The following is an 18,332-nucleotide window of genomic DNA, read 5'->3' on the forward strand; positions in this document are numbered from 1 at the left end:
CCATTTTAAATCCTATCTATGAAGACAAAATTCTATTCAGCAATCGGCTGCATAACAATGGCTGTCTGTGTAAGTGCCGCTACTTACACAGAAGCCTGGTCTATGCCTGCGCCACTGATTCAGCAAACGGCTGATGTGACTGTCACCGGGCGTGTGACAGATGAAAAAGGGAGCGGTTTGCCAGGTGTGACAGTCATGCTGCAGGGCACCTCGCGGGGCACTTCTTCGGATGCCGACGGCAATTATACCTTGGCTGTACCTGGCGGAGAAGGCACGCTCGTTTTCTCTTTCATCGGCTACCAGACGCAGCAGATTCCGGTAGGCAACAGGTCAACCATAAACGTTTCGCTCGTCCCTGATGCTGAGGCACTCGAAGAGGTAGTGGTAGTAGGCTATGGAACGCAGCAGAAAAGTTTGGTTACCGGCGCCATCTCTTCGGTACGGCAGGAGGAAATAGCCACCGTCTCCTCCACCAGGGTAGAGCAGGCCTTGCAGGGAAGAACTGCCGGAGTTACTGTGCTGCCTGCCTCCGGCTCCCCGGGCAGCGGCATGCGGGTGAGAGTGCGCGGCACTGGCTCTAACGGCAATGCGGAGCCACTCTACATTGTGGATGGCATGCGGACGGGAGGAATTGAATACCTGGACCCCAACGAGATAGCCTCTATAGAGGTACTCAAGGATGCTGCCTCTGCCGCCATCTATGGCGCCGAGGGTGCTAACGGGGTCGTGATTATCAGAACCATAACAGGGAATAAAGGAGCCCCCTCCACCATATCCTACAGCGGCCAGTATGGGGTGCAGTCGGTAAGGGACAGGATGGATTTGATGAACGCCCAGCAGTATGCTGCATACCTGAACGAATCGAGCACGGCAGGCACGATACCGGACCCAGCTGAGGTAGCGGGTGTGCAGGGCACCGACTGGCTTGATGAGCTTTTTGAGACAGCCCCTATGCAACGGCACTCGGTCAGCTTCAATGGGGGTAGCGAGAAATCATCTTTCCTGGTAAGCGGCACCATGTTCCGACAGGACGGCATCGTGGGAGGCGACAGGTCCCGCTTCGACCGCTTCACTGTCCGTCTCAACTCCGACCATGAGATCAAATCCTGGCTAAACATTGGCAACAGGCTTTCCTACTCCCATTTCGAGCGAACCGGCATACAGGAGGATGATGAGTTCGGCGGGGTGATCAGCAATGCCATCCTGATCGATCCACTTACCCCTACCTTGTATACCGGTGCTCTGCCCGCATTTGTACAGGATGCCATTGATGCGGGGCATCCACTGGTGCGGGACGCAGCCGGGAATTACTACGGGCTTTCGCAATACATCCGGGGTGAGGTGGGCAACCCCCTGGCGCAGCTGGCTATTACCAAAGGCGAAACGGTGCAGAATAAAGTGGTAGGCAGCCTTTTTGCCGACATCACCCCCTTCGAGGGCTTCACCTTCACTTCCCGCTTCGGCATTGATGCCGCCTTCCAGCGCAACCATGGCTGGAGCCCGAGCTTCTGGTTCTCTTCCGAAAGGCTTAACACCGCCGCCAGCACCTTCGATACAAACGAGAACTGGTTTACCTGGCAGTGGGAGAACTATGCCACCTACGACCGCACGATCGGCTCCCACCACTTTACCCTGCTTGCCGGTATATCAGCCTTGGAGCGGAAGTATAACCGGCTGAATGGCACTTCCTCGGGCCTGTTTGCAGAGAAGGACATTTTTGCCTTCCCGGATTTCACCCCTGATGACAACGACCGGATTGCCGGAACGGAGACCTCGAACACGCTGGAGTCCTTTTATGGAAGGCTTTCCTACGACTATATGGATAAGTACCTTTTGAACCTGACGATCCGGCGCGACGGTTCCTCGCTGCTGCCCCCCGGTAATGAGTGGGGCACCTTCCCTTCCGTTTCCGTTGGCTGGGTGCTGAGCAATGAGGATTTCTTTCCTGCCACCGACGTGATGAATTACCTGAAGCTGCGCGGCAGCTGGGGCCGGAACGGCAGCTTGTCGAACCTGACGTTGGGGCAGTGGGCTGCGGTGATCACCTCCCAGGGTATCCGCTACCCCGATGGCAACGGCGGCTACATCACGGTGGCAGAGCCGGCCCAGCTGGCTAACCCGGACCTGACCTGGGAGACAAGCGAGCAGTTTGACGTTGGCCTCGACCTGGGCTTCTTTCAGAACAAGCTCACCCTCACCACCGATTACTTCGTCAAGACCACCAAAGACCTGATCACCCCCGGTACGCCCCCAAGGTTTATTGGAAACGTTTTGCCCTTCGTGAACGGCGGCGATGTACGAAACCGGGGCTGGGAGTTTGAATTGGGCTTCAACAACGACGAGCATGCCTTCAAATACGGGGCCTTCGTGAACCTGACCACGCTGGACAACGAGGTGACGTTCCTCAACCCGAATGTTAGCCGCATCGCGGGTACAGGTGTTGGCACGGGCTGGACGGCTACTTATTTTGAGGAGGGCTTCCCTATTTGGTACTTCCGCGGCTATAAGACAGCGGGCATCTTCCAGACAGAGGATGAAATAGAACAGTACCTGAGCGAAAACAACATCACCGGCTACGCCCCCGCGCCCGGCGACCCCATCGTGGTGGATGTAAATGGCGATGGTCAGATCTCGCCCGATGACCAGACCTTTATCGGCAGCCCGCACCCCGACCTGGTGTACGGGGGCCGCATTACGCTAAGCTACAAGGGCTTTGACTTTCTGGCGTTTATCCAGGGCCAGTCCGGTAACGACGTGCTGCTGGCCTTTAACCGCGTGGACCGCCCGACGGCCAACAGGCCTGCCTTCTTCTACGAAGACCGCTGGACCGGCCCGGGAAGCACCAACAGCTGGTTTGCCCCCAACACCACCAGTACCTTCGTGTATAACAGTGACCTGATGCTCTTTGATGGATCCTATGCCCGTATCCGGCAGCTGCAACTGGGCTACACGCTGCCCAACACACTCACCGAACGCATCAGCGTGAGCAACGCCAGGTTCTATGTATCGCTCGATGACTTCTTCACCTTCACCGACTACCCCGGCCTGGACCCAGAGGCAGGCAGTAACGACGTGAACAGCCTGGGCATTGACAGAGGTGTGTATCCTGTGCCCAGAAAAGCATTGGTGGGCCTTACTTTCAGCTTCTAACCTTTTAAATAAGAAAGACCATGAAAAACGATATTTTTAAAAGAACGATGCTATGCCTGGCCGCCCTGCTGATAGCTACAGGCTGCGAAGAGGATTTCCTGGAATCAGAAATACCCGGCAGGCTGCCGCAGGAGGAATTCTACCAGACAGACGAGGACGCCTTGCGCGCCACGGCCGCCGCTTACGACATGTTGCAGGCGCACTACAACTGGGGCTGGTCGAGTATGTACCTGGTCAAAACCCTTTTATCGGATGAGAGCAATGCCGGGGGCAGTGGCCCAGGGGATCAGCCCGGTTACCAAACCCTCGACGATTATACCTTTGACTCCCAGAATGATGCGGTGCTGGGTGCCTGGAGCATGAGCTACTACGGCATCTATAGGGCCAACCAGGTCATCAACCGGGTGGCCCCTGAAACAGACCTGCGCCGCCGCCTGATAGCAGAGGCCAAGGCACTGCGGGCGCTCTACTACCTGGACCTTGTCTCGCTTTGGGGCGGTGTGCCGCTCATTGTTGCCGACATTCCGCAGAGCGAGTACAACACACAGCAACGGGCCAGCCGGGAGGAAGTATACGCTCAGATAGAGCAGGATTTGACCGAGGCTATTGCCGAGCTACCCCTGAAAAGCACCTACGGCGCCGGTGAGCGCTTCCGCTTCGCCAAAGGAGCGGCCCAGGCCCTGCTGGGCAGGGCGCACCTGTATCAGGAGGAGTGGCAAGAGGCTGCCCAGCTGTTTGACGAGGTCATCAACTCCGGCCAGTACAGCCTGGAGCCGGAATTCAGCCGTGTCTTCTCGCAGCAGGGAGAGTTTGGGCCGGAGTCTTTGTTTGAGGTGGCTTACGCCAGCGACGCCAACTATGACTGGGGAAACTTTCCTTGGGGCAACGGACGTAACCTGGAAAGCAACATTCACATCCAGCTGATGGGGCCCCGCTCCGACTTCTACACCAAAGCCCCGCAGGACTCTTTGATTGGCGGCTGGGGCTTTAACACACCGCGCCCCGAGCTGTACCAGGCCTTTGTCGAGGCAGGCGATACCGAGCGGAGGGTCAATACCATCATGTCAGAGGAGGAGTTGGAGGCAATGGGAGGCAGCTGGAGCGAACCGAACGCCTATGACTACCAGGGCTATTTCCAGCGCAAGTACGGTTCCTACTCCAACCAGACCAGCTCTGAAGGCGGCTCGATTGCAGAGTTGAATTATGGCACCAACTGGCGTTTAATCCGGTACGCGGATGTGCTGCTGATGGCGGCCGAAGCCTACTACCGCCTGGGCGATGAGGCCAGGGCGCGCGAAGAACTCAACAAAGTGCGCCAGAGAACCGGGTTGGAGGAGGTAACGACCTCCGGTACGGACCTGTTCAACGCCATTGTGCGGGAACGGGAGCTGGAGCTGGCTTTTGAGGGCTTCCGGTACATTGACCTGGTGCGGTGGGGCCTGGCGGCGCAGGAGCTGGGGCCGCTTGGGTATATGGAGGGCAAGCACAACCTGCTCCCTATACCTGATACGGATGTGAGAACAGCCGGCCTGGCGCAAAACCCCGGCTATTAAACAAAATACAAAAGTATAAGGACGGAGAGGGAGCTGTGATGACAGCTCCCTCTCCGTCTTTATCGTGTTCATCCAATTGCGGCTTGTTAGTAGTTCCAGGGGTAGAGGTCGGGTTCTTTGGCGCCACGGCTCTTCATGCGCAGCGGGTGCACGGCCTCTGTCTCCTCAAAGTATAAAAAGGCATCGTAGCGCTCCGGGATGAGGGTGGGCACGTAGTTTCCGAATGCCTCATACTTGGGGTCGTACACCACCCCGATGGCGCGGTGGCCGATGTAATCCTGCACCTCGGGCACCTGCTTCAGGTCCTTGGAAAGTATGATTTTGTCTTCGGTGCTGATGTTATGCAGCAGCTCCTCCCAACTGCCACTTGCGGCAGGCGGCACATCCATCTTCTGCATGGGCGCCCCCCAGGCTTTGCTGGCCACCACGGTGCCCTGGTAGGTGCCAAAACCCACCAGGCGCACGTTGGCGCGGCCATACTTCTCGCGGGCCAGCTGGCCGATGTTGAACATTCCGTTATCCACCATATCCGTGTAGCGGGCGTCGCCGATGTGGGTGTTGTGCTCCCACACAATGGCTTTGGAATTGGGACCGTGAAATTCGAGCAGGCGATCCAGGGTTTCCATCATGTGGCTGTCGCGCACGTTCCAGGAGCTGGCGCTGCCGCCAATCATGGCCCGGTAATACTTTTCGGCGTTGGCGGCCACCAACGCATTTTGCTTCGTGTTGAAGTCCTGCTCCGGATCCTGGCCGAAGCTGCGCTGCTGCTGTATTTTTTGCAGCATCTCGATCACCTCCCGCTCACAGTCGGTGGGCACGAAGGCTGTGGCGCGGGCATAGGTTTGCGGGTCGCGGTTAAAGGGCTCGAAACAATTGATGGCCTGTCTGGCCGCCTCGGCTGCCTGCCCGTTGTTGTTCTCCAGGTAGCGCACAATCTGCTCCAGGCTCTCCCAGAGGCTGTACACATCCAGGCCGTAAAAGCCGGCCTTCTCGCCCTGCATGCGCTGGTTGTTATACTCGCGCAGCCACTCCACCAGCGCCGCCACCTCCCAGTTGGCCCACATCCAGGTCGGCCAGCGGCGGTATACTTCCAGCACATCGGCAATCTTGCTCCCGGCATTGGGGTAGCCTTTCACAAAGCGGTTCACGGCGTAGCACTCCGGCCAGTCGCCCTCCACGGCTATAAAGTTAAAGCCCTTGTCCTGGATTAACCGCCGCGAGATGGCTGTGCGCCAGGTATAGTACTCCGAGGTGCCGTGCGAGGCCTCCCCCAGCATCACCACCCGGGCATCACCGATTTCCTGCAGTAACACATCCAGGTCTTTCTCCTTTGTAAGCGGGGTATAGTGAAAAGGTTTTTGTCCCATAGCCGTGGCGCGAAGTATAAAGTATAAAGTACGCTACATCAAATATTGGTTATTGTACTATCCTCTGCCTCTTAATGTTCCATAAAATAAAGCACCCGCCCTGCCCTGGTGGCAAAGCGGGTGCAAGTAAGCGTGCAACCTGACCGGCAGTGGCTAGTCCTGCTGGGCAAACACCCGGCGCAACAGCTCTGTGGTGCGGGCAACGGGGTTTTCCCGGATCTTCAGCTCCTCCTGTGCCACCAGGGTGAACAGGCCGTCTATGGCTTTTTGGGTAGCGTAGTCGTCCAGGTCCGGGTTTACTTTTTGCACCAACGGAATCTTGTTGTACTGCGTCACCAGGTCTGTATAGTAGCGGGTGGCGTTCGTTTTCTCCAGTGATTTAACCATGACCGGGTTAAAGGAATCGTACAGCTGCTGCGAGGTGGTGCGCTTGAGGTAGTTGGTGGCGGCATCCTTCTCCCCTTTCAGAATCCCCCAGGCGTCCTGTATGGTCATTTGCTTGATGGCGCTCACAAAGATAGGCACCGCGCTTTTGGCCGCGTCCTCGGCCCCACGGTTCAGGGTAAGTATAAACTTATCCACTTCGCCACCAAGCCCAACCTGGCGCAGGGTGTTCTCCACGCGCTTCACATCCTCCGGAAAGGGAATTCGGATAAGCGAGTTGCCATAAAAGCCATCGGTCTGGGAGGCCTTGCCGGCGCCGTTGGAGATACCCACCTCCAGGGCCTGCTTCAGCCCAGCCGCCACCTCGGTTTGGGTAACAGGCACACCGGTACCGGTCAGTACGCCGTCCATGGTGCGCTGCAGATCGGTCACGGTACAGGCAGAGGCGCCCATTGCCACGGCCAGGGCAGAAGTATAAATCAGCTTCTTCATGTATGGTTTTGTAATGATTTCTCTTATATGAAAAGTATAAAGTATGGCCCTGCAAAGTATAGGCGCGGCAATGTATGCAATCTGCCGCAACATCTTTACCTTTATCAGGTTTAAAAAGCCTACACATAAATCAGACCACAAATATACATGAAAGCAGTTACTACTGAGATAATCACGATTGGCGATGAGATCCTGTACGGCCAGATCGTGGACACCAACTCTGCCTGGATGGGCGCCGAGCTGGCTAAAATTGGGGTGAGGGTGAAGCAGATAACCTCTATTTCGGATAATGCGGAACATATCACCCAAGCCCTGGATGAGGCCAAAACCCGCGCCGATATTATCCTGATGACCGGCGGCCTGGGCCCCACTAAAGATGACCTGACCAAACAGGTGCTCACCGACTACTTCCATACTTCGCTGAGGCTGCACGAACCCTCGCTGGCCCACCTGACCGAGCTTTTTCGCGGCCGCGGCAAGGAGTTGACCGAGATAAACCGCGAGCAGGCCTACCTTCCCGAGAGCTGCACGCCGGTAACCAACGCCTTGGGCACGGCACCGGGCATGTGGTTTGAGCAGGACGGGAAGGTGTTCGTGTCGATGCCGGGAGTGCCCTTTGAGATGAAGCGCATGATGACTGACATTGTGCTGCCGCAGCTGAAAGTATACTTTAAGACCCCGCACATCCTCCACAAAGTTGTGCAAACCATCGGCCTGCCTGAGTCGCTGCTTTCGGAACGCCTGGAGGCCTGGGAAACGAATCTGCCCGGGCACCTGAAACTGGCTTACCTGCCCAACCTAAATGGTGTGCGCCTCCGCCTGACCGGGCAAGGCACGGACGAGGCCATACTTGAAAAGGAAATGCAGGAGCAGATCAAAAAACTCCCTGCGATCCTGGGCAAGCATATTTTCGCTTACGGTGAGGTGACGCTGGAGGAAGCCATCGGCCGGCTGCTGACCGAGCGCGGCCTGACGGTGGCCACGGCCGAGAGCTGCACCGGGGGCCTGCTGGCGCACAAGCTGACAAGTATAGCCGGCAGCTCGGCCTATTTTATCGGCAGCGTCATCGCCTATCACAACGAGGTGAAAATACAGGAGCTGCACGTGGCACCTGAAACCCTGCAACAGCATGGCGCCGTAAGCGAGGCTACCGTGCGCGCCATGGCCGAGAACGTGCGCCTGAAGTTCGACACTGACATTGGCCTGGCCACCAGCGGCATTGCCGGCCCCGACGGCGGCACGCCCGACAAACCGGTGGGCACCATCTGGATAGCCTACGCCGACAAGTATAAAACGGTGGCTAAACTGCTCAACTACAACAAAGGCCGGCTGCTCAATATAGAGTATACTGCCATGGCTGTGCTGAACCTGCTGCGGCAAAGTTTGGAGCCAACGGTTGAGGAATAGCCTAAAATATTTAACTTTGTCTGGATTTTAAGTCGACAGGGCCTTGGAGGGGTTAGTACTCACTTTCCTTTTCACCGGCCTGCGTGTAAACCCTGAATTAAAAACGATCAACGAAGAACGACATATATGGCACTTGTAGAAATGGTTATGCCCAAAATGGGCGAGAGTATCATGGAAGGTACCGTTTTGAAATGGCTCAAAGACGTGGGTGATACCATTGAGCAGGACGAATCGGTGCTGGAAGTGGCAACCGACAAAGTTGACACCGAGGTACCAGCCCTGCAAGGTGGCGTGCTGAAGGAGATTCTGGTGAAGGAAGGAGACGTGGTGGCTGTGGGTGCCCCTATCGCCATCATCGCCACCAACGGCGAGGATACCGCTGCTCCTGCCGCACCTGCTGCTACCGAAGCTCCGGCTGCGCCACAGGCTGCCGCTCCACAGGAGGCTGCGCCTGCCGCTGCTTCTGCCGCTTCCGTAGCCAAGCTCGACAAGCCCGCCAGTGGCCGTTTCTACTCTCCGCTGGTGCTCAACATTGCCCGCGAGGAAGGCATCTCGATGGAGGAACTGGAGTACGTACCAGGTACCGGCAGCGAAGGGCGTGTGTCCAAGAAAGATATACTGGCCTACGTAGAGAGCCGCAAAAATGCACCGGCTGCTCCGGTTACCCAAGCACCGGCTCCTCCCGCACAGACCCAACCGCAGGTACAGGCTCCGGCCGCGCAGCCGCAGGCCACTCCTGCCCCGGCCGCAGTGAAGCCAGCCGCCTCTGTAGGCGGAAACACCGAGATCATCGAAATGGACCGTATGCGCAAGATGATTGCCGACCGCATGGTGGAAAGCAAGCGCATCTCCCCGCACGTTACCTCTTTCGTGGAAGCCGACGTAACCAACCTCGTGAACTGGCGCAACAAGTGGAAGGACGTGTACAAGAAGCGCGAGGGCGAAAACCTGACCTTCACGCCGATCTTTATCCAAGCCATTGCCAAAGCCATCCAGGATTTCCCGATGATCAACGTCTCGGTGGACGGCGGCAACATCATCCGCCACAAGGACATCAACATCGGCATGGCCGTGGCACTGCCAAGCGGTAACCTGATCGTGCCTAACATCAAAAACGCTGACCAGCTGAACCTGAACGGCCTGACCAAAAAGGTGAACGACCTGGCTAACCGTGGCCGCATGAATAAACTGACTCCAGACGACCTGGCAGGCGGCACTTATACTATCTCCAACGTGGGCTCTTTTGGCAACGTGATGGGCACGCCGATCATCATGCAGCCACAGGTGGCCATCCTGGCTGTGGGCGCTATCAAGAAGAAGCCGGCTGTAATCGAGACACCGGAGGGCGACCTGATTGGCATCCGCCACTTCATGTTCCTGTCGCACTCCTACGACCACCGCGTGGTGGACGGCTCGCTGGGCGGCATGTTCGTGCGCCGTGTGGCCGACTACCTGGAGCAGTTTGACGTGAATCAGGCGATATAACCGGACAAAAGTATAAAGTATAGAAAGCAGCCTGCCGTGTTACCGCGGCAGGCTGCTCTTTTTAAAGACCAAAGGAAGTATACGCAGCGATTCTTATGAGCAGATGATTGTGTGAGTTGTTTCAGCCTGAGTAAGACATAAATTGAAACAGCGGCAGTATATTAATATGTGTGCCGTCCGATTTAGCTTGAGAGATGTTGATACCGCCTTTCCGGAGAAGGCGTCGTGGCAGGTAATATCCTACTAATCCCGCTCAAATATTTTTTTTATTTATACTATATATATTTGTATTATTACAACTATTATTCTATATTAGTTACGGAATGTCCTGTATGCCTTTTTTGGAAAGGCCGGCAGGCAAAACAGGCTCAGGTTAGCGCTCAAAACCTACGGTAGATTCATTTTTACAGCCAGCCGAAGTTTCCCTCACTGCCAAGGTTATGAAACCGAGCCTGTATATCACTTATACATTCAATGCTTTTGCTCAAGGGAGAACTCGAGTATAAAAGGGCTTAGTACATACTGCCCTCTTTCTGCTTTTGGTCTTTTTCAATGATTACGGATTGACGGCTCAACTTGCGCCTAATCCGCTGTCAATATCACTTGCTGTGCTCACCACATACAAAAGATAATGGATAGGATAATAGAAGCAGATCTTTTCCGCTACGGTGGATTATCAGGCACAAAAGGGCTTCTAAAAGGCCTTCAGAATCCCGGGTTCAGGTACATGTATTTGCTGCGCAAGGCGTCAAAGTATAAGAAGAACTCCTTCAAGTGGCTGCTGTTCAATTTCCTCAAATCACGCTACTCGCATAAGTATGGGTTTCAAATTCCTTCCTCAACCCAAATCGGCGAGGGATTTTACATTGGGCACTATGGACCTATAGTGATTAACGGCAAGGCAAAAACTGTAATATCACGCACAATGTTACGATTGGGCAGGCGAACAGGGGCAGGTTAAAAGGCTACCCAACCATTGGCGACAATGTATGGATTGGGACGGGCTCCGTAATTGTTGGTAACGTGCGTATCGGGTCGAACGTGCTGATTGCCCCTAACGCCTTTGTCAATGTTGATGTTCCGGATAACTCGCTGGTAGTAGGAAACCCGTGCAAAATACTGGAGAAAGAGGCCCCTTGCGAGGGGTATATCAATAGCACCTTAAACTGACACCGCACTGCTCGTGCAGAGGCCTATGCCTGTTCCAGCAACTGAACCACGACAGACCGGTAACTATGGTGCAGGCGGGAAAGAGGTCCTTCTCATGCCCCGGCTGTTGCATAAATGGAGAATCTTCCATTTATGCCCACTACCGTAGGTAAAAATAAAAAGGGCCGCCCGCTTTAGGCAGCCCCATCTGTTTTAAATAAGCCAGGTGTTATCTCAGGAAGGATTATTTTTTACCGCCCTTCCTGCCATAAGTCAGATCAACCAGAATCGGGAAGTGATCCGAAGGAAACTTCCCATAGTAGGTGTCCGTCAGTATCCCCCATTTGTTCACGCTGAAATGGTCGGAAACAAACACGTGGTCAATTACCTCATCCCGCTTGGTATCCTGCTTGAAACCATTAAAGGAAGCATTGTTGGCATACGGATGCGTTACCTCCCTGTAAGTGTCCTTCAGCAGATTAGATTCGGCGAGCAGCTTGTACCATGCGCTGGCATGATCCCCGTTGAAGTCACCGGCAAGTATAACGGGGTTCTTTCCGGCTATCTCCTCCATTTTGCGAAGGATGAGCTTGCTGCTCTCGTTTCTGGCCTGCACCCCCTGGTGATCGAAATGAGCGTTGAAGAAGTAAAAGCGCTGCTTGGTTTTCTTGTCCTGCAAGTATACCCAGGAGGTGATGCGGTGGCAGCAGGTGGCATCCCAGCCTAAGGAAGGCTTATCCGGTGTTTCCGAAAGCCAGAAGTTGCCTTTATCCAGCACCGTGAACCTGTCTTTTTTGAAAAAGATTGCCGAATGCTCCCCCTTGTCTTTCCCGTCGTCCCTCCCGGCTCCGAACCGCTCGTACTGCGGCAGGGCCTTGCTGATATCGTCCAGTTGGTGCTTTAGCCCTTCCTGGGTGCCGAACACATCGAAATCGTGAAAACGCAGCAGTTCCGCTACGTAAGGGGCTCTGTCAACCCATAGGTTTCCAGTGTCCCGGGGGTTATCAAACCGAATGTTATAGGAAGCTACCCGGAGTTGCTGCGCCTGGGCAAGCGACACAAAACCAGCCAAGAAGAAGAGCAGGAATAAACGTTTTAAATTCATAAAGCCAATTATCTTAGAAATTCAAGTGGTACAATGTTAATTAGAGCCAAGTATAAATTTCTGCCCCTGCTCCGCAAAGCAGGGGGCAGAAGCTTACCATCCGGGATTTTGCCCCAAGGCAGGGTTCATGAGCCTGTCGCTCTCCGGGATAGGATAAAGGTAGTGCTTTTCCTCCCAGTCCCTGGGGATATTGTTGAGCCAGGTGAGTTCGCCGCGCGTTCCTTCCGACAAGCGCTGCGGGTTTACACCGCCACTGATCGTCTCAGACACATTCACGTAAGTAACGCCCGGCAAACGGTCTGATGGCATTGCCTGCTGGTAGAAGACCACATCCATGGCTCCGTCCTCATTCAGGTCGAGCGGCTGGTTCAGGGCCGGCACATAGAAGCCGTTCCACTCCATTTCCATCAGTTCTCCCTTTCGCCACCTGACAATGTCATCGAAGCGCAGCCCTTCCAGTACGAGTTCAATGCCTCTTTCCCGGCGTACCTCTAAAAGCGCTGGGTCTGTTATCTCAGGGAAATAGTGCGCCTTTAAGTAGGGGTCGGCCTCCGTAGGTTTGGTAGACAGCCCGCCGGTTATGCCGGCCCGTTGGCGCAGCGCCCCTATCGTCTTGGCCCAATCCTGGTCGGTGAAGGTGCCTAACTCCGCTTTCGCCTCGGCGTAGTTAAGCAGCACCTCGGCGTAGCGGATGATTGAGATGGAGTTGATATTCCTGCTGCCGCCGTCATAGTACATATCATCCAGCGTCCATTTAATAGGTTGGTAGCCCGTGTAAGTATAAGAGAAAACAGGGGGAGCCGGTACCTGTGCCCCACCGTTGATGCGCTTGTAGTCCCCTGAACGAATGGTTTGCTGCAGTCGCTTGTCTCTTCCTTTCATCTCCTGGGCAAACACCATTGTCTCATAGCCTGGCTTGCTGGTAAAAGGAGTTCCGTCCTCGTTCAGGTAGGTATTCACAAAGGTTCTGATCAGGCTTACGCGAGAGCCATAGGTGGCGCTGGTCCACCACCAGTTGGCATCGTTGTACACATTCAGGGCGGGGTCCACTACCGCGGCCAGCATTACCTCCGATCCTACCGGAGCCGGACTGGTAAACAACTGCCGGTAAGCTTGTTCAGGCCCGCCGGCTGTGCTGAGGCTAAAACCGCCCTCGTTCATCACTTTCTCAGCCGCAGCGGCGGCTTCCTGCAACCACTGGTCGGCGGTGCCGCCCAGCCCATGTTGGGTGTGATACTTGCGGAAGGTGCCTTCATATAATGCCACCCTCGACTTAAAGGCATAGGCAACCTGGCGGGTAATCCGGCTTCTGGTATCGTCACGGGTGGTGGAGATGTTTTCGCAGGCGAAGTTCAGGTCGGCGAGCACCGAGTCCATTACCACCGCCCGTGGGTCGCGCCCGTTAAACAGGGCCGGGTCGTCCACATCTATGGGCTTGCTGATCCAGGGCACATCGCCAAAGCGCTTTACCTTGTCGAAATAGAACCAGGCACGGAAAAACCGGGCCAAGGCGGTGTAGTGCTTTCTCACCTCCGGCGATACGTTCGTACTGTTGTTGTTAGCAATAAAGTAGTTGATGTTCCGCAGTTCACTCCAGCCCCAGCCAGAACTTTGCCGCGGTCCGAAGGCCCCCTGCCTCAGAAAGTCAGGCACCTGGGTTCTGGCGGCATAGTCGGCCATCGCGTCTCCCCGGTGGATATCGTTGGCGCTGGGTAACACGTTGTAAAAAGAGTTGGCATATAGCTCCAGGCCACGCTCGCTGTTGAACACGGCATCCTTCGTAGCAGTGTCAACCGGTGCCTGGTCCAGCTTCTCACAGGCAGTGAAAATCACGCTAAAGAGAACAAGCCAAATAAGTTGCTTCTTCATAAGATGTTATACTTAGGAATGGAAATAATTTCGTTTAGAAGGTAAGCGAAAGCCCCATGGTGACGCTCTTGAGGATTGGGTAGTTGTAGCCGTTGCCGCTGCTGCCATTGGTTAGCACCCTGTCCGAGCCCCTGATGCTTTCCACATCCAGGTCTTTGGTCAGTTTATAGAGCGGTGACCAGGACCAGAGGTTTTCGCCTGAAACAAACACACGCGCACTGCTCATGCCCACCTTCTCTATCAGATGCTGCGGCAGATTATACCCTAGCTGAATATTCTTCAGGCGGATGTAGGCCACGTTCTGCAGGTATTTGGTTTGCTCCTGTGCCAGCTCCCCGGAGCCGTTCTGGGCCACATAGCCACGGTAGCGCGGAAGGTAGGCATCCGGGTTCTCTTCGGACCAGATGTTGTCCAGGTGCCAGGAAGGCATCTTGTTGTAAGGCCTGTTGTACTGGCCCCAGAACGTGGCGGCCTCTCTGCCCGGGTACCAATCCTGCTTACCCACTCCCTGGAAGAAGGAGGTGAAGAAAAAGTTGTTCCAGTCGAAGCCCAGGTTAACACCATAAGTATAGCGTGGGGTGGCGTTGCCTATGATTTTCCTGTCGCCGGGGTTGTCTACGGTGTTATCCCCGTTGTTGATCACCCCGTCGTTGTTGAGGTCACGGAACTTGATATCCCCCGGCAGCAACTGTCCACTTGTCGAGGCCCTGATAAGCTTCTGTGAGGGCGAGTTGTTTATCTCCTCCTGCGAAGTGAAGAAGCCGTCCGTCACGTATCCCCAAATCTCCCCTACTTTCTGGCCCGCATAGTAATCGCTCAGCTTCTTATCGGGGTTGTTATACTTGGTGATCTCGGCCGTGTAGTCGGCCAGTGTCAGGCGCACGTTGTAGTTAAATGGCTTGGAGGCCAAGCTAATCTGATCCTGCCAGTTAAGTGACAGCTCCCATCCCTTCGTCTCCAGGTCGGCATAGTTCCCTTTTGGCACGGCGGTTCCAAACACAGCCGGCAGCGACATACCTACTGTAAACATATCCGTGGTTTTGCGGATGTACGCATCCCCGTTAAAGGTCAGGCGGTTAGAGAGCATGCTCAGGTCCAAGCCTATGTTGCGGGTAGTGGAGGTCTCCCAGGTCAGGCCAGCCGGAATCACGCTTGGCTGACTCGTCTGCTGTGGCCTTACGCCGCCAAGCACCCGGCCAGACTGTGAAATGTTGAACTTCTCCTGGAAGGCATAAGAACTGATGTTACCATTGCCAAGGGAGCCGTACGACGCCCTTAGCTTCAGCTCTGAGATAAAGTTAGGCGATACTTGCCAGAAAGGCTCGTTGGAGATGCGCCAGCCCGCCGAGAAAGAGGGGAAGAAAGCAAAGCGCTCCTCTTTCGGGAACTTGGAGGAACCATCGTAGCGGCCGCTCGCCTCCAGCAGATAACGCTCTTTGAAGGCATAGTTAACCCGGTAAAAACCGCCGGCAATGTTCCAGCGCTCCCAGCCGCCTCCTGTAGTAATGGACTGCCCCAGGGCCAGGTTGATATCCCTGGCATCTTCAAATATCAAGCCGTTACGCATCGTCTGCAGCGCCTGGAAGGTGGATTGCTCGTAGTTATAGCCCGCCATGGCCTTGAAGTAATGCGCGTCACTAAAAGTAGTTTCATACTCGCCGTAGAGGTTGGTAGCCAGGTAGCTGGTCTCCCGGTAGGTCTGCTGAATGTCGTTCGTGTTTGTGCCCACATACTCAATCACGCCGGGAATCCGGCTGTAAGGAACCGGCACGCGTACCCTGGTCTCATCGTTATCCCTGTTCTCGAAGGTAAAATTCCCGTTCAGGCGGAACTTATTGTCCAGCAGGGTAGCTGTCAGGCCGGTCGTGTTCCGGATTACGCGCTCATCCATGTCGATACCGTTTTTGCCGTACCAGAAGTCACCCACTGTATAGGCCGCAGAGTAGGTCAGGGTGCCGTCGGGGTTGAACATCGGTGCCATGGTGTGCCCTTCGTCGGCAATGTTACGCCAGATGCCACCGCCCTCGCCCACGTTCAGCGGGTTGCGGTAAGACATTTTGGAGTAGTTGGTGTTATTGTCGACACGCAGCCAGGGGAACAGCTCCAGGGAGCCCTTTGCCCTGAAGTTATACATCGTATAGTCGTCGGAATTATAGCGGAAGAGGCCTTCCTGCCCAAAGTATCGGCCTGTAGCATAGAAACTGGCCTTGCCGCTGCTTCCTGACACGGACACATTGTGCTCAGTCGAACTGTTGTTGTCCTTGTAAAGCTCCTTGAACCAGTCGGTGTTGGCATAGTAAACATATTCGCCGTTCGGTCCTACCTCTACTTTTGGCAAGCTGGGGTCGGCGGACCTTCTTTCCAGTTCGGCCAGGTATGCCGGGGAGAACTTCACGGTCTTGTTCACGTTCTGGGGCGTCTGCGAGTAGTCGTTCCAGGCGGTCCAGCCTTCGTTAAACCATTTGGAGAAAATATAGCCGTCGGTAACAAAATCTGGGATAGCGGTGGGTGACTTAACGGAGTAATTACCGGAATAGGTAACGCTTGTTTTGTCTTTGGAGGGGTTCTTGGTCGTGATGAGCACGACCCCGAATGCACCTCTTGCGCCGTAGATGGCTGCCGCCGAAGCGTCCTTCAGCACGGAGATACTCGCAACATCGTTGGGGTTAAGCAGGCTGGGATCGCCCTCCACACCATCTATAAGCACCAGCGCGTTGCCTCCCTGGCCAATGGACGTGGTGCCGCGCACATTAAAGGTGGGCGACTGAATCGGTTTGCCGTCGGTGGGCACCAGGTTCAGGTTGGGCAACACGCCCTGCAGGCCCTGGGAAAGGTTTGGGATCGGGCGGTTCTCGAAAACCTCAGCCGTTACCTGGTCCACAGCACCCGTCAGGTTTACCTTTTTCTGCGTGCCGTAGCCCACCACGACCACCTCCGAAAGCGCTTTGGCATCTTCCCGCATTACCACCTCTACCACACTCCTGTTGCCAAAGGCAAGCTCCTGGGTCTGAAAGCCGATGTACGATAGTACCAGAACCGGAGACGCTACGCCCTGGGTATATATCGTGAACCTCCCGTCGTCATCCGTGACTGTTCCGGCGGAGCTGCCTTTCAGGGAGATGGACACCCCCGGGAGCGGTGTGCCGGCCGCATCCTTCACCGTACCCGACACAGGCCCGTTTTGTCTTGCCTCAACGTTCGCAGGCTTATTTCCTGCGCCCGGCAAAGCGTTTCCGACGCCCGTACCGTAAACGGGACCAAGGCCCAGCAGGCCTGCCAGCAGGAGCAGACAGGGCCGCTGAACGCCTCGTTTCTTTTTTTCTGGTAAATCTACTTTCATAAACAAGCTGTTACTTAAATAAAAGTTGACGATGTAAAACAACATGGAGAATCCTTGCAGACTGGATTTGATACAGCTGCAGTTTTACCGCATGGAGGTGGTATTATACTTTAAGGAGGTGTCCGGACAGAGCGCCTATTTATTTGTGCCGATGTTGCAGCCATTGCAGTCGAGCAAGGCTTAATTATTTTTCCGACAGCGGAGCAAAGTAAGAGAACAGGCTTTACCCCAATGTTGCGGCTACGTTACAAAATCATGAAGGCCGGCAGTCTTTTCAGAAGGGCTAGCGGAGGTGAGGGTAAGCGCCGGCTACCGGCCCAGGTGCCGTTTCCGGCAGGGCAGTTGGGGCAGCCATACTTTAAAACCCAGGGCAGGAGCAACGGTAACCTTATACTGTCAGAGGCAAGGTTAGAATATTTTCCGCCTAATCTGCACTTTTTGCGGCGCCGAAAGTATAAATTAGCAAAACGATATGTTTATTCAGACAAACCGATAAAACTATGAGAAGTATCTTACCCTGGCTTCTGGCCGCCTTATTCCTGTTTTTGGCGCTATACTTTTACTGGCAGAAGAACGAGGCCGAGAGCCGCCTGGCCATTGCCGACAACCAGGTAGCCAAGATAGACCAGGAGCTGGAAGAGCAGACCGAGGCCGTAGACTCGTTGGAGGAGATGGTGCTGCCACCCGACACCATGAACCTGGTGCCGCCGGGAGGAGCCGCCTTTGTGGATGAGCTGGGCAGCCTGAGCCAGAGCGACATTCAGCGCTTAAAACGAAAAGGCCTGAAAAACCCGGAAACCGACCTGATGAACGACCTAAACCGCAAGCAGGGCCAACTTATACCTACCGAGGGAGTACTGGGCGGCACCATGGCCATCCGCGATACCCGCATCCTGAACGACCGCTACGCGATGGCTTACTATGAGGACGGCCACATCGGCGGCTACATGCTGCTCAAGTATGAGGTCAACAACGGCAAGATCAGCTGGAAGGTGGTGGACAGCTCCAAGCTGTAAAGTATAGGCATAAAC

Annotated in this window: 12 protein-coding genes; 7 read left to right on the top strand and 5 right to left on the bottom strand. The window is 55.2% G+C overall.

The annotated features are described in order from the left end of the window. The first annotated feature begins 57 nt into the window (after nucleotides 1–57). Nucleotides 58–3,150, top strand: a complete 3,093-nt coding sequence (locus C8N40_RS21855; protein ID WP_211318165.1) for a SusC/RagA family TonB-linked outer membrane protein — start codon at nucleotides 58–60, stop codon at nucleotides 3,148–3,150. A gap of 20 nt (nucleotides 3,151–3,170) precedes the next feature. Continuing rightward, nucleotides 3,171–4,703 carry a RagB/SusD family nutrient uptake outer membrane protein gene (locus C8N40_RS21860; protein ID WP_108213944.1) on the top strand — a complete coding sequence of 511 codons (1,533 nt, stop codon included), beginning with the start codon at nucleotides 3,171–3,173 and terminating at the stop codon, nucleotides 4,701–4,703. 86 nt (nucleotides 4,704–4,789) lie between these two features. On the opposite strand, the gene C8N40_RS21865 is transcribed toward C8N40_RS21860, so the two are convergent. Together C8N40_RS21865 and C8N40_RS21870 are read right to left on the bottom strand one after the other, a co-directional pair. Further along, on the bottom strand, nucleotides 4,790–6,070 hold the full coding sequence (locus C8N40_RS21865) for an erythromycin esterase family protein (protein WP_108213945.1): 1,281 nt from the start codon (nucleotides 6,068–6,070) through the stop codon (nucleotides 4,790–4,792). Between the two features lie 153 nt (nucleotides 6,071–6,223). Then, nucleotides 6,224–6,946: a DUF4197 domain-containing protein gene (locus C8N40_RS21870; RefSeq protein ID WP_108213946.1), complete on the bottom strand. Its 723-nt coding sequence runs from the start codon at nucleotides 6,944–6,946 to the stop codon at nucleotides 6,224–6,226. A 147-nt stretch (nucleotides 6,947–7,093) separates the two neighbouring features. Here C8N40_RS21870 and C8N40_RS21875 point away from each other — a divergent pair, with 147 nt between their 5' ends. The 3 genes from C8N40_RS21875 (at nucleotide 7,094) to C8N40_RS23505 (ending at nucleotide 11,008) form a co-directional block, all read left to right on the top strand. Beyond that, nucleotides 7,094–8,353, top strand: coding sequence for a competence/damage-inducible protein A (locus tag C8N40_RS21875; protein WP_108213947.1), 1,260 nt, complete (start codon nucleotides 7,094–7,096; stop codon nucleotides 8,351–8,353). 126 nt (nucleotides 8,354–8,479) lie between these two features. Further along, nucleotides 8,480–9,838 carry a dihydrolipoamide acetyltransferase family protein gene (locus C8N40_RS21880; RefSeq protein WP_108213948.1) on the top strand — a complete coding sequence of 453 codons (1,359 nt, stop codon included), beginning with the start codon at nucleotides 8,480–8,482 and terminating at the stop codon, nucleotides 9,836–9,838. A 975-nt stretch (nucleotides 9,839–10,813) separates the two neighbouring features. Continuing rightward, the gene (locus C8N40_RS23505) at nucleotides 10,814–11,008 is read left to right on the top strand and encodes a hypothetical protein (RefSeq protein WP_425440669.1); all 195 of its coding nucleotides are present in this window, start codon (nucleotides 10,814–10,816) and stop codon (nucleotides 11,006–11,008) included. A gap of 223 nt (nucleotides 11,009–11,231) precedes the next feature. On the opposite strand, the gene C8N40_RS21890 is transcribed toward C8N40_RS23505, so the two are convergent. The 3 genes from C8N40_RS21890 to C8N40_RS21900 form a co-directional block, all read right to left on the bottom strand. After that, complete coding sequence (locus C8N40_RS21890) at nucleotides 11,232–12,092, bottom strand: endonuclease/exonuclease/phosphatase family protein (RefSeq protein WP_108213949.1); 861 nt, start codon at nucleotides 12,090–12,092, stop codon at nucleotides 11,232–11,234. Between the two features lie 93 nt (nucleotides 12,093–12,185). Beyond that, on the bottom strand, nucleotides 12,186–13,961 hold the full coding sequence (locus C8N40_RS21895; protein ID WP_108213950.1) for a RagB/SusD family nutrient uptake outer membrane protein: 1,776 nt from the start codon (nucleotides 13,959–13,961) through the stop codon (nucleotides 12,186–12,188). A gap of 34 nt (nucleotides 13,962–13,995) precedes the next feature. Beyond that, entirely contained in the window at nucleotides 13,996–17,301 is a 3,306-nt protein-coding gene (locus C8N40_RS21900; RefSeq protein WP_211318166.1) for a SusC/RagA family TonB-linked outer membrane protein, read from the bottom strand. Nucleotides 17,302–17,344: 43 nt separating this feature from the next. Between C8N40_RS21900 and C8N40_RS22890 the strand changes: the two genes are divergently transcribed. Together C8N40_RS22890 and C8N40_RS21910 are read left to right on the top strand one after the other, a co-directional pair. Beyond that, nucleotides 17,345–17,485 (top strand): hypothetical protein, encoded by a 141-nt coding sequence (locus tag C8N40_RS22890; protein WP_170114184.1) that lies wholly within the window; start codon nucleotides 17,345–17,347, stop codon nucleotides 17,483–17,485. A 316-nt stretch (nucleotides 17,486–17,801) separates the two neighbouring features. Continuing rightward, nucleotides 17,802–18,317, top strand: coding sequence for a hypothetical protein (locus C8N40_RS21910; protein ID WP_108213953.1), 516 nt, complete (start codon nucleotides 17,802–17,804; stop codon nucleotides 18,315–18,317). Nucleotides 18,318–18,332: the final 15 nt, after the last annotated feature.

The organism is Pontibacter mucosus (genome assembly GCF_003054055.1).
Taxonomy (GTDB): Bacteria; Bacteroidota; Bacteroidia; order Cytophagales; family Hymenobacteraceae; genus Pontibacter; species Pontibacter mucosus.

Excerpts from the sequence above, each read along its gene's own strand:
- C8N40_RS21855 (WP_211318165.1), top strand. The coding sequence starts at position 58 with ATGGCTGTCTGTGTAAGTGCCGCTACTTACACAGAAGCCTGGTCTATG.
- C8N40_RS21860 (WP_108213944.1), top strand. The coding sequence starts at position 3,171 with ATGAAAAACGATATTTTTAAAAGAACGATGCTATGCCTGGCCGCCCTG.
- C8N40_RS21865 (WP_108213945.1), bottom strand. The coding sequence starts at position 6,070 with ATGGGACAAAAACCTTTTCACTATACCCCGCTTACAAAGGAGAAAGAC.
- C8N40_RS21870 (WP_108213946.1), bottom strand. The coding sequence starts at position 6,946 with ATGAAGAAGCTGATTTATACTTCTGCCCTGGCCGTGGCAATGGGCGCC.
- C8N40_RS21875 (WP_108213947.1), top strand. The coding sequence starts at position 7,094 with ATGAAAGCAGTTACTACTGAGATAATCACGATTGGCGATGAGATCCTG.
- C8N40_RS21880 (WP_108213948.1), top strand. The coding sequence starts at position 8,480 with ATGGCACTTGTAGAAATGGTTATGCCCAAAATGGGCGAGAGTATCATG.
- C8N40_RS21890 (WP_108213949.1), bottom strand. The coding sequence starts at position 12,092 with ATGAATTTAAAACGTTTATTCCTGCTCTTCTTCTTGGCTGGTTTTGTG.
- C8N40_RS21895 (WP_108213950.1), bottom strand. The coding sequence starts at position 13,961 with ATGAAGAAGCAACTTATTTGGCTTGTTCTCTTTAGCGTGATTTTCACT.
- C8N40_RS21900 (WP_211318166.1), bottom strand. The coding sequence starts at position 17,301 with ATGAAAGTAGATTTACCAGAAAAAAAGAAACGAGGCGTTCAGCGGCCC.
- C8N40_RS22890 (WP_170114184.1), top strand. The coding sequence starts at position 17,345 with ATGGAGAATCCTTGCAGACTGGATTTGATACAGCTGCAGTTTTACCGC.
- C8N40_RS21910 (WP_108213953.1), top strand. The coding sequence starts at position 17,802 with ATGAGAAGTATCTTACCCTGGCTTCTGGCCGCCTTATTCCTGTTTTTG.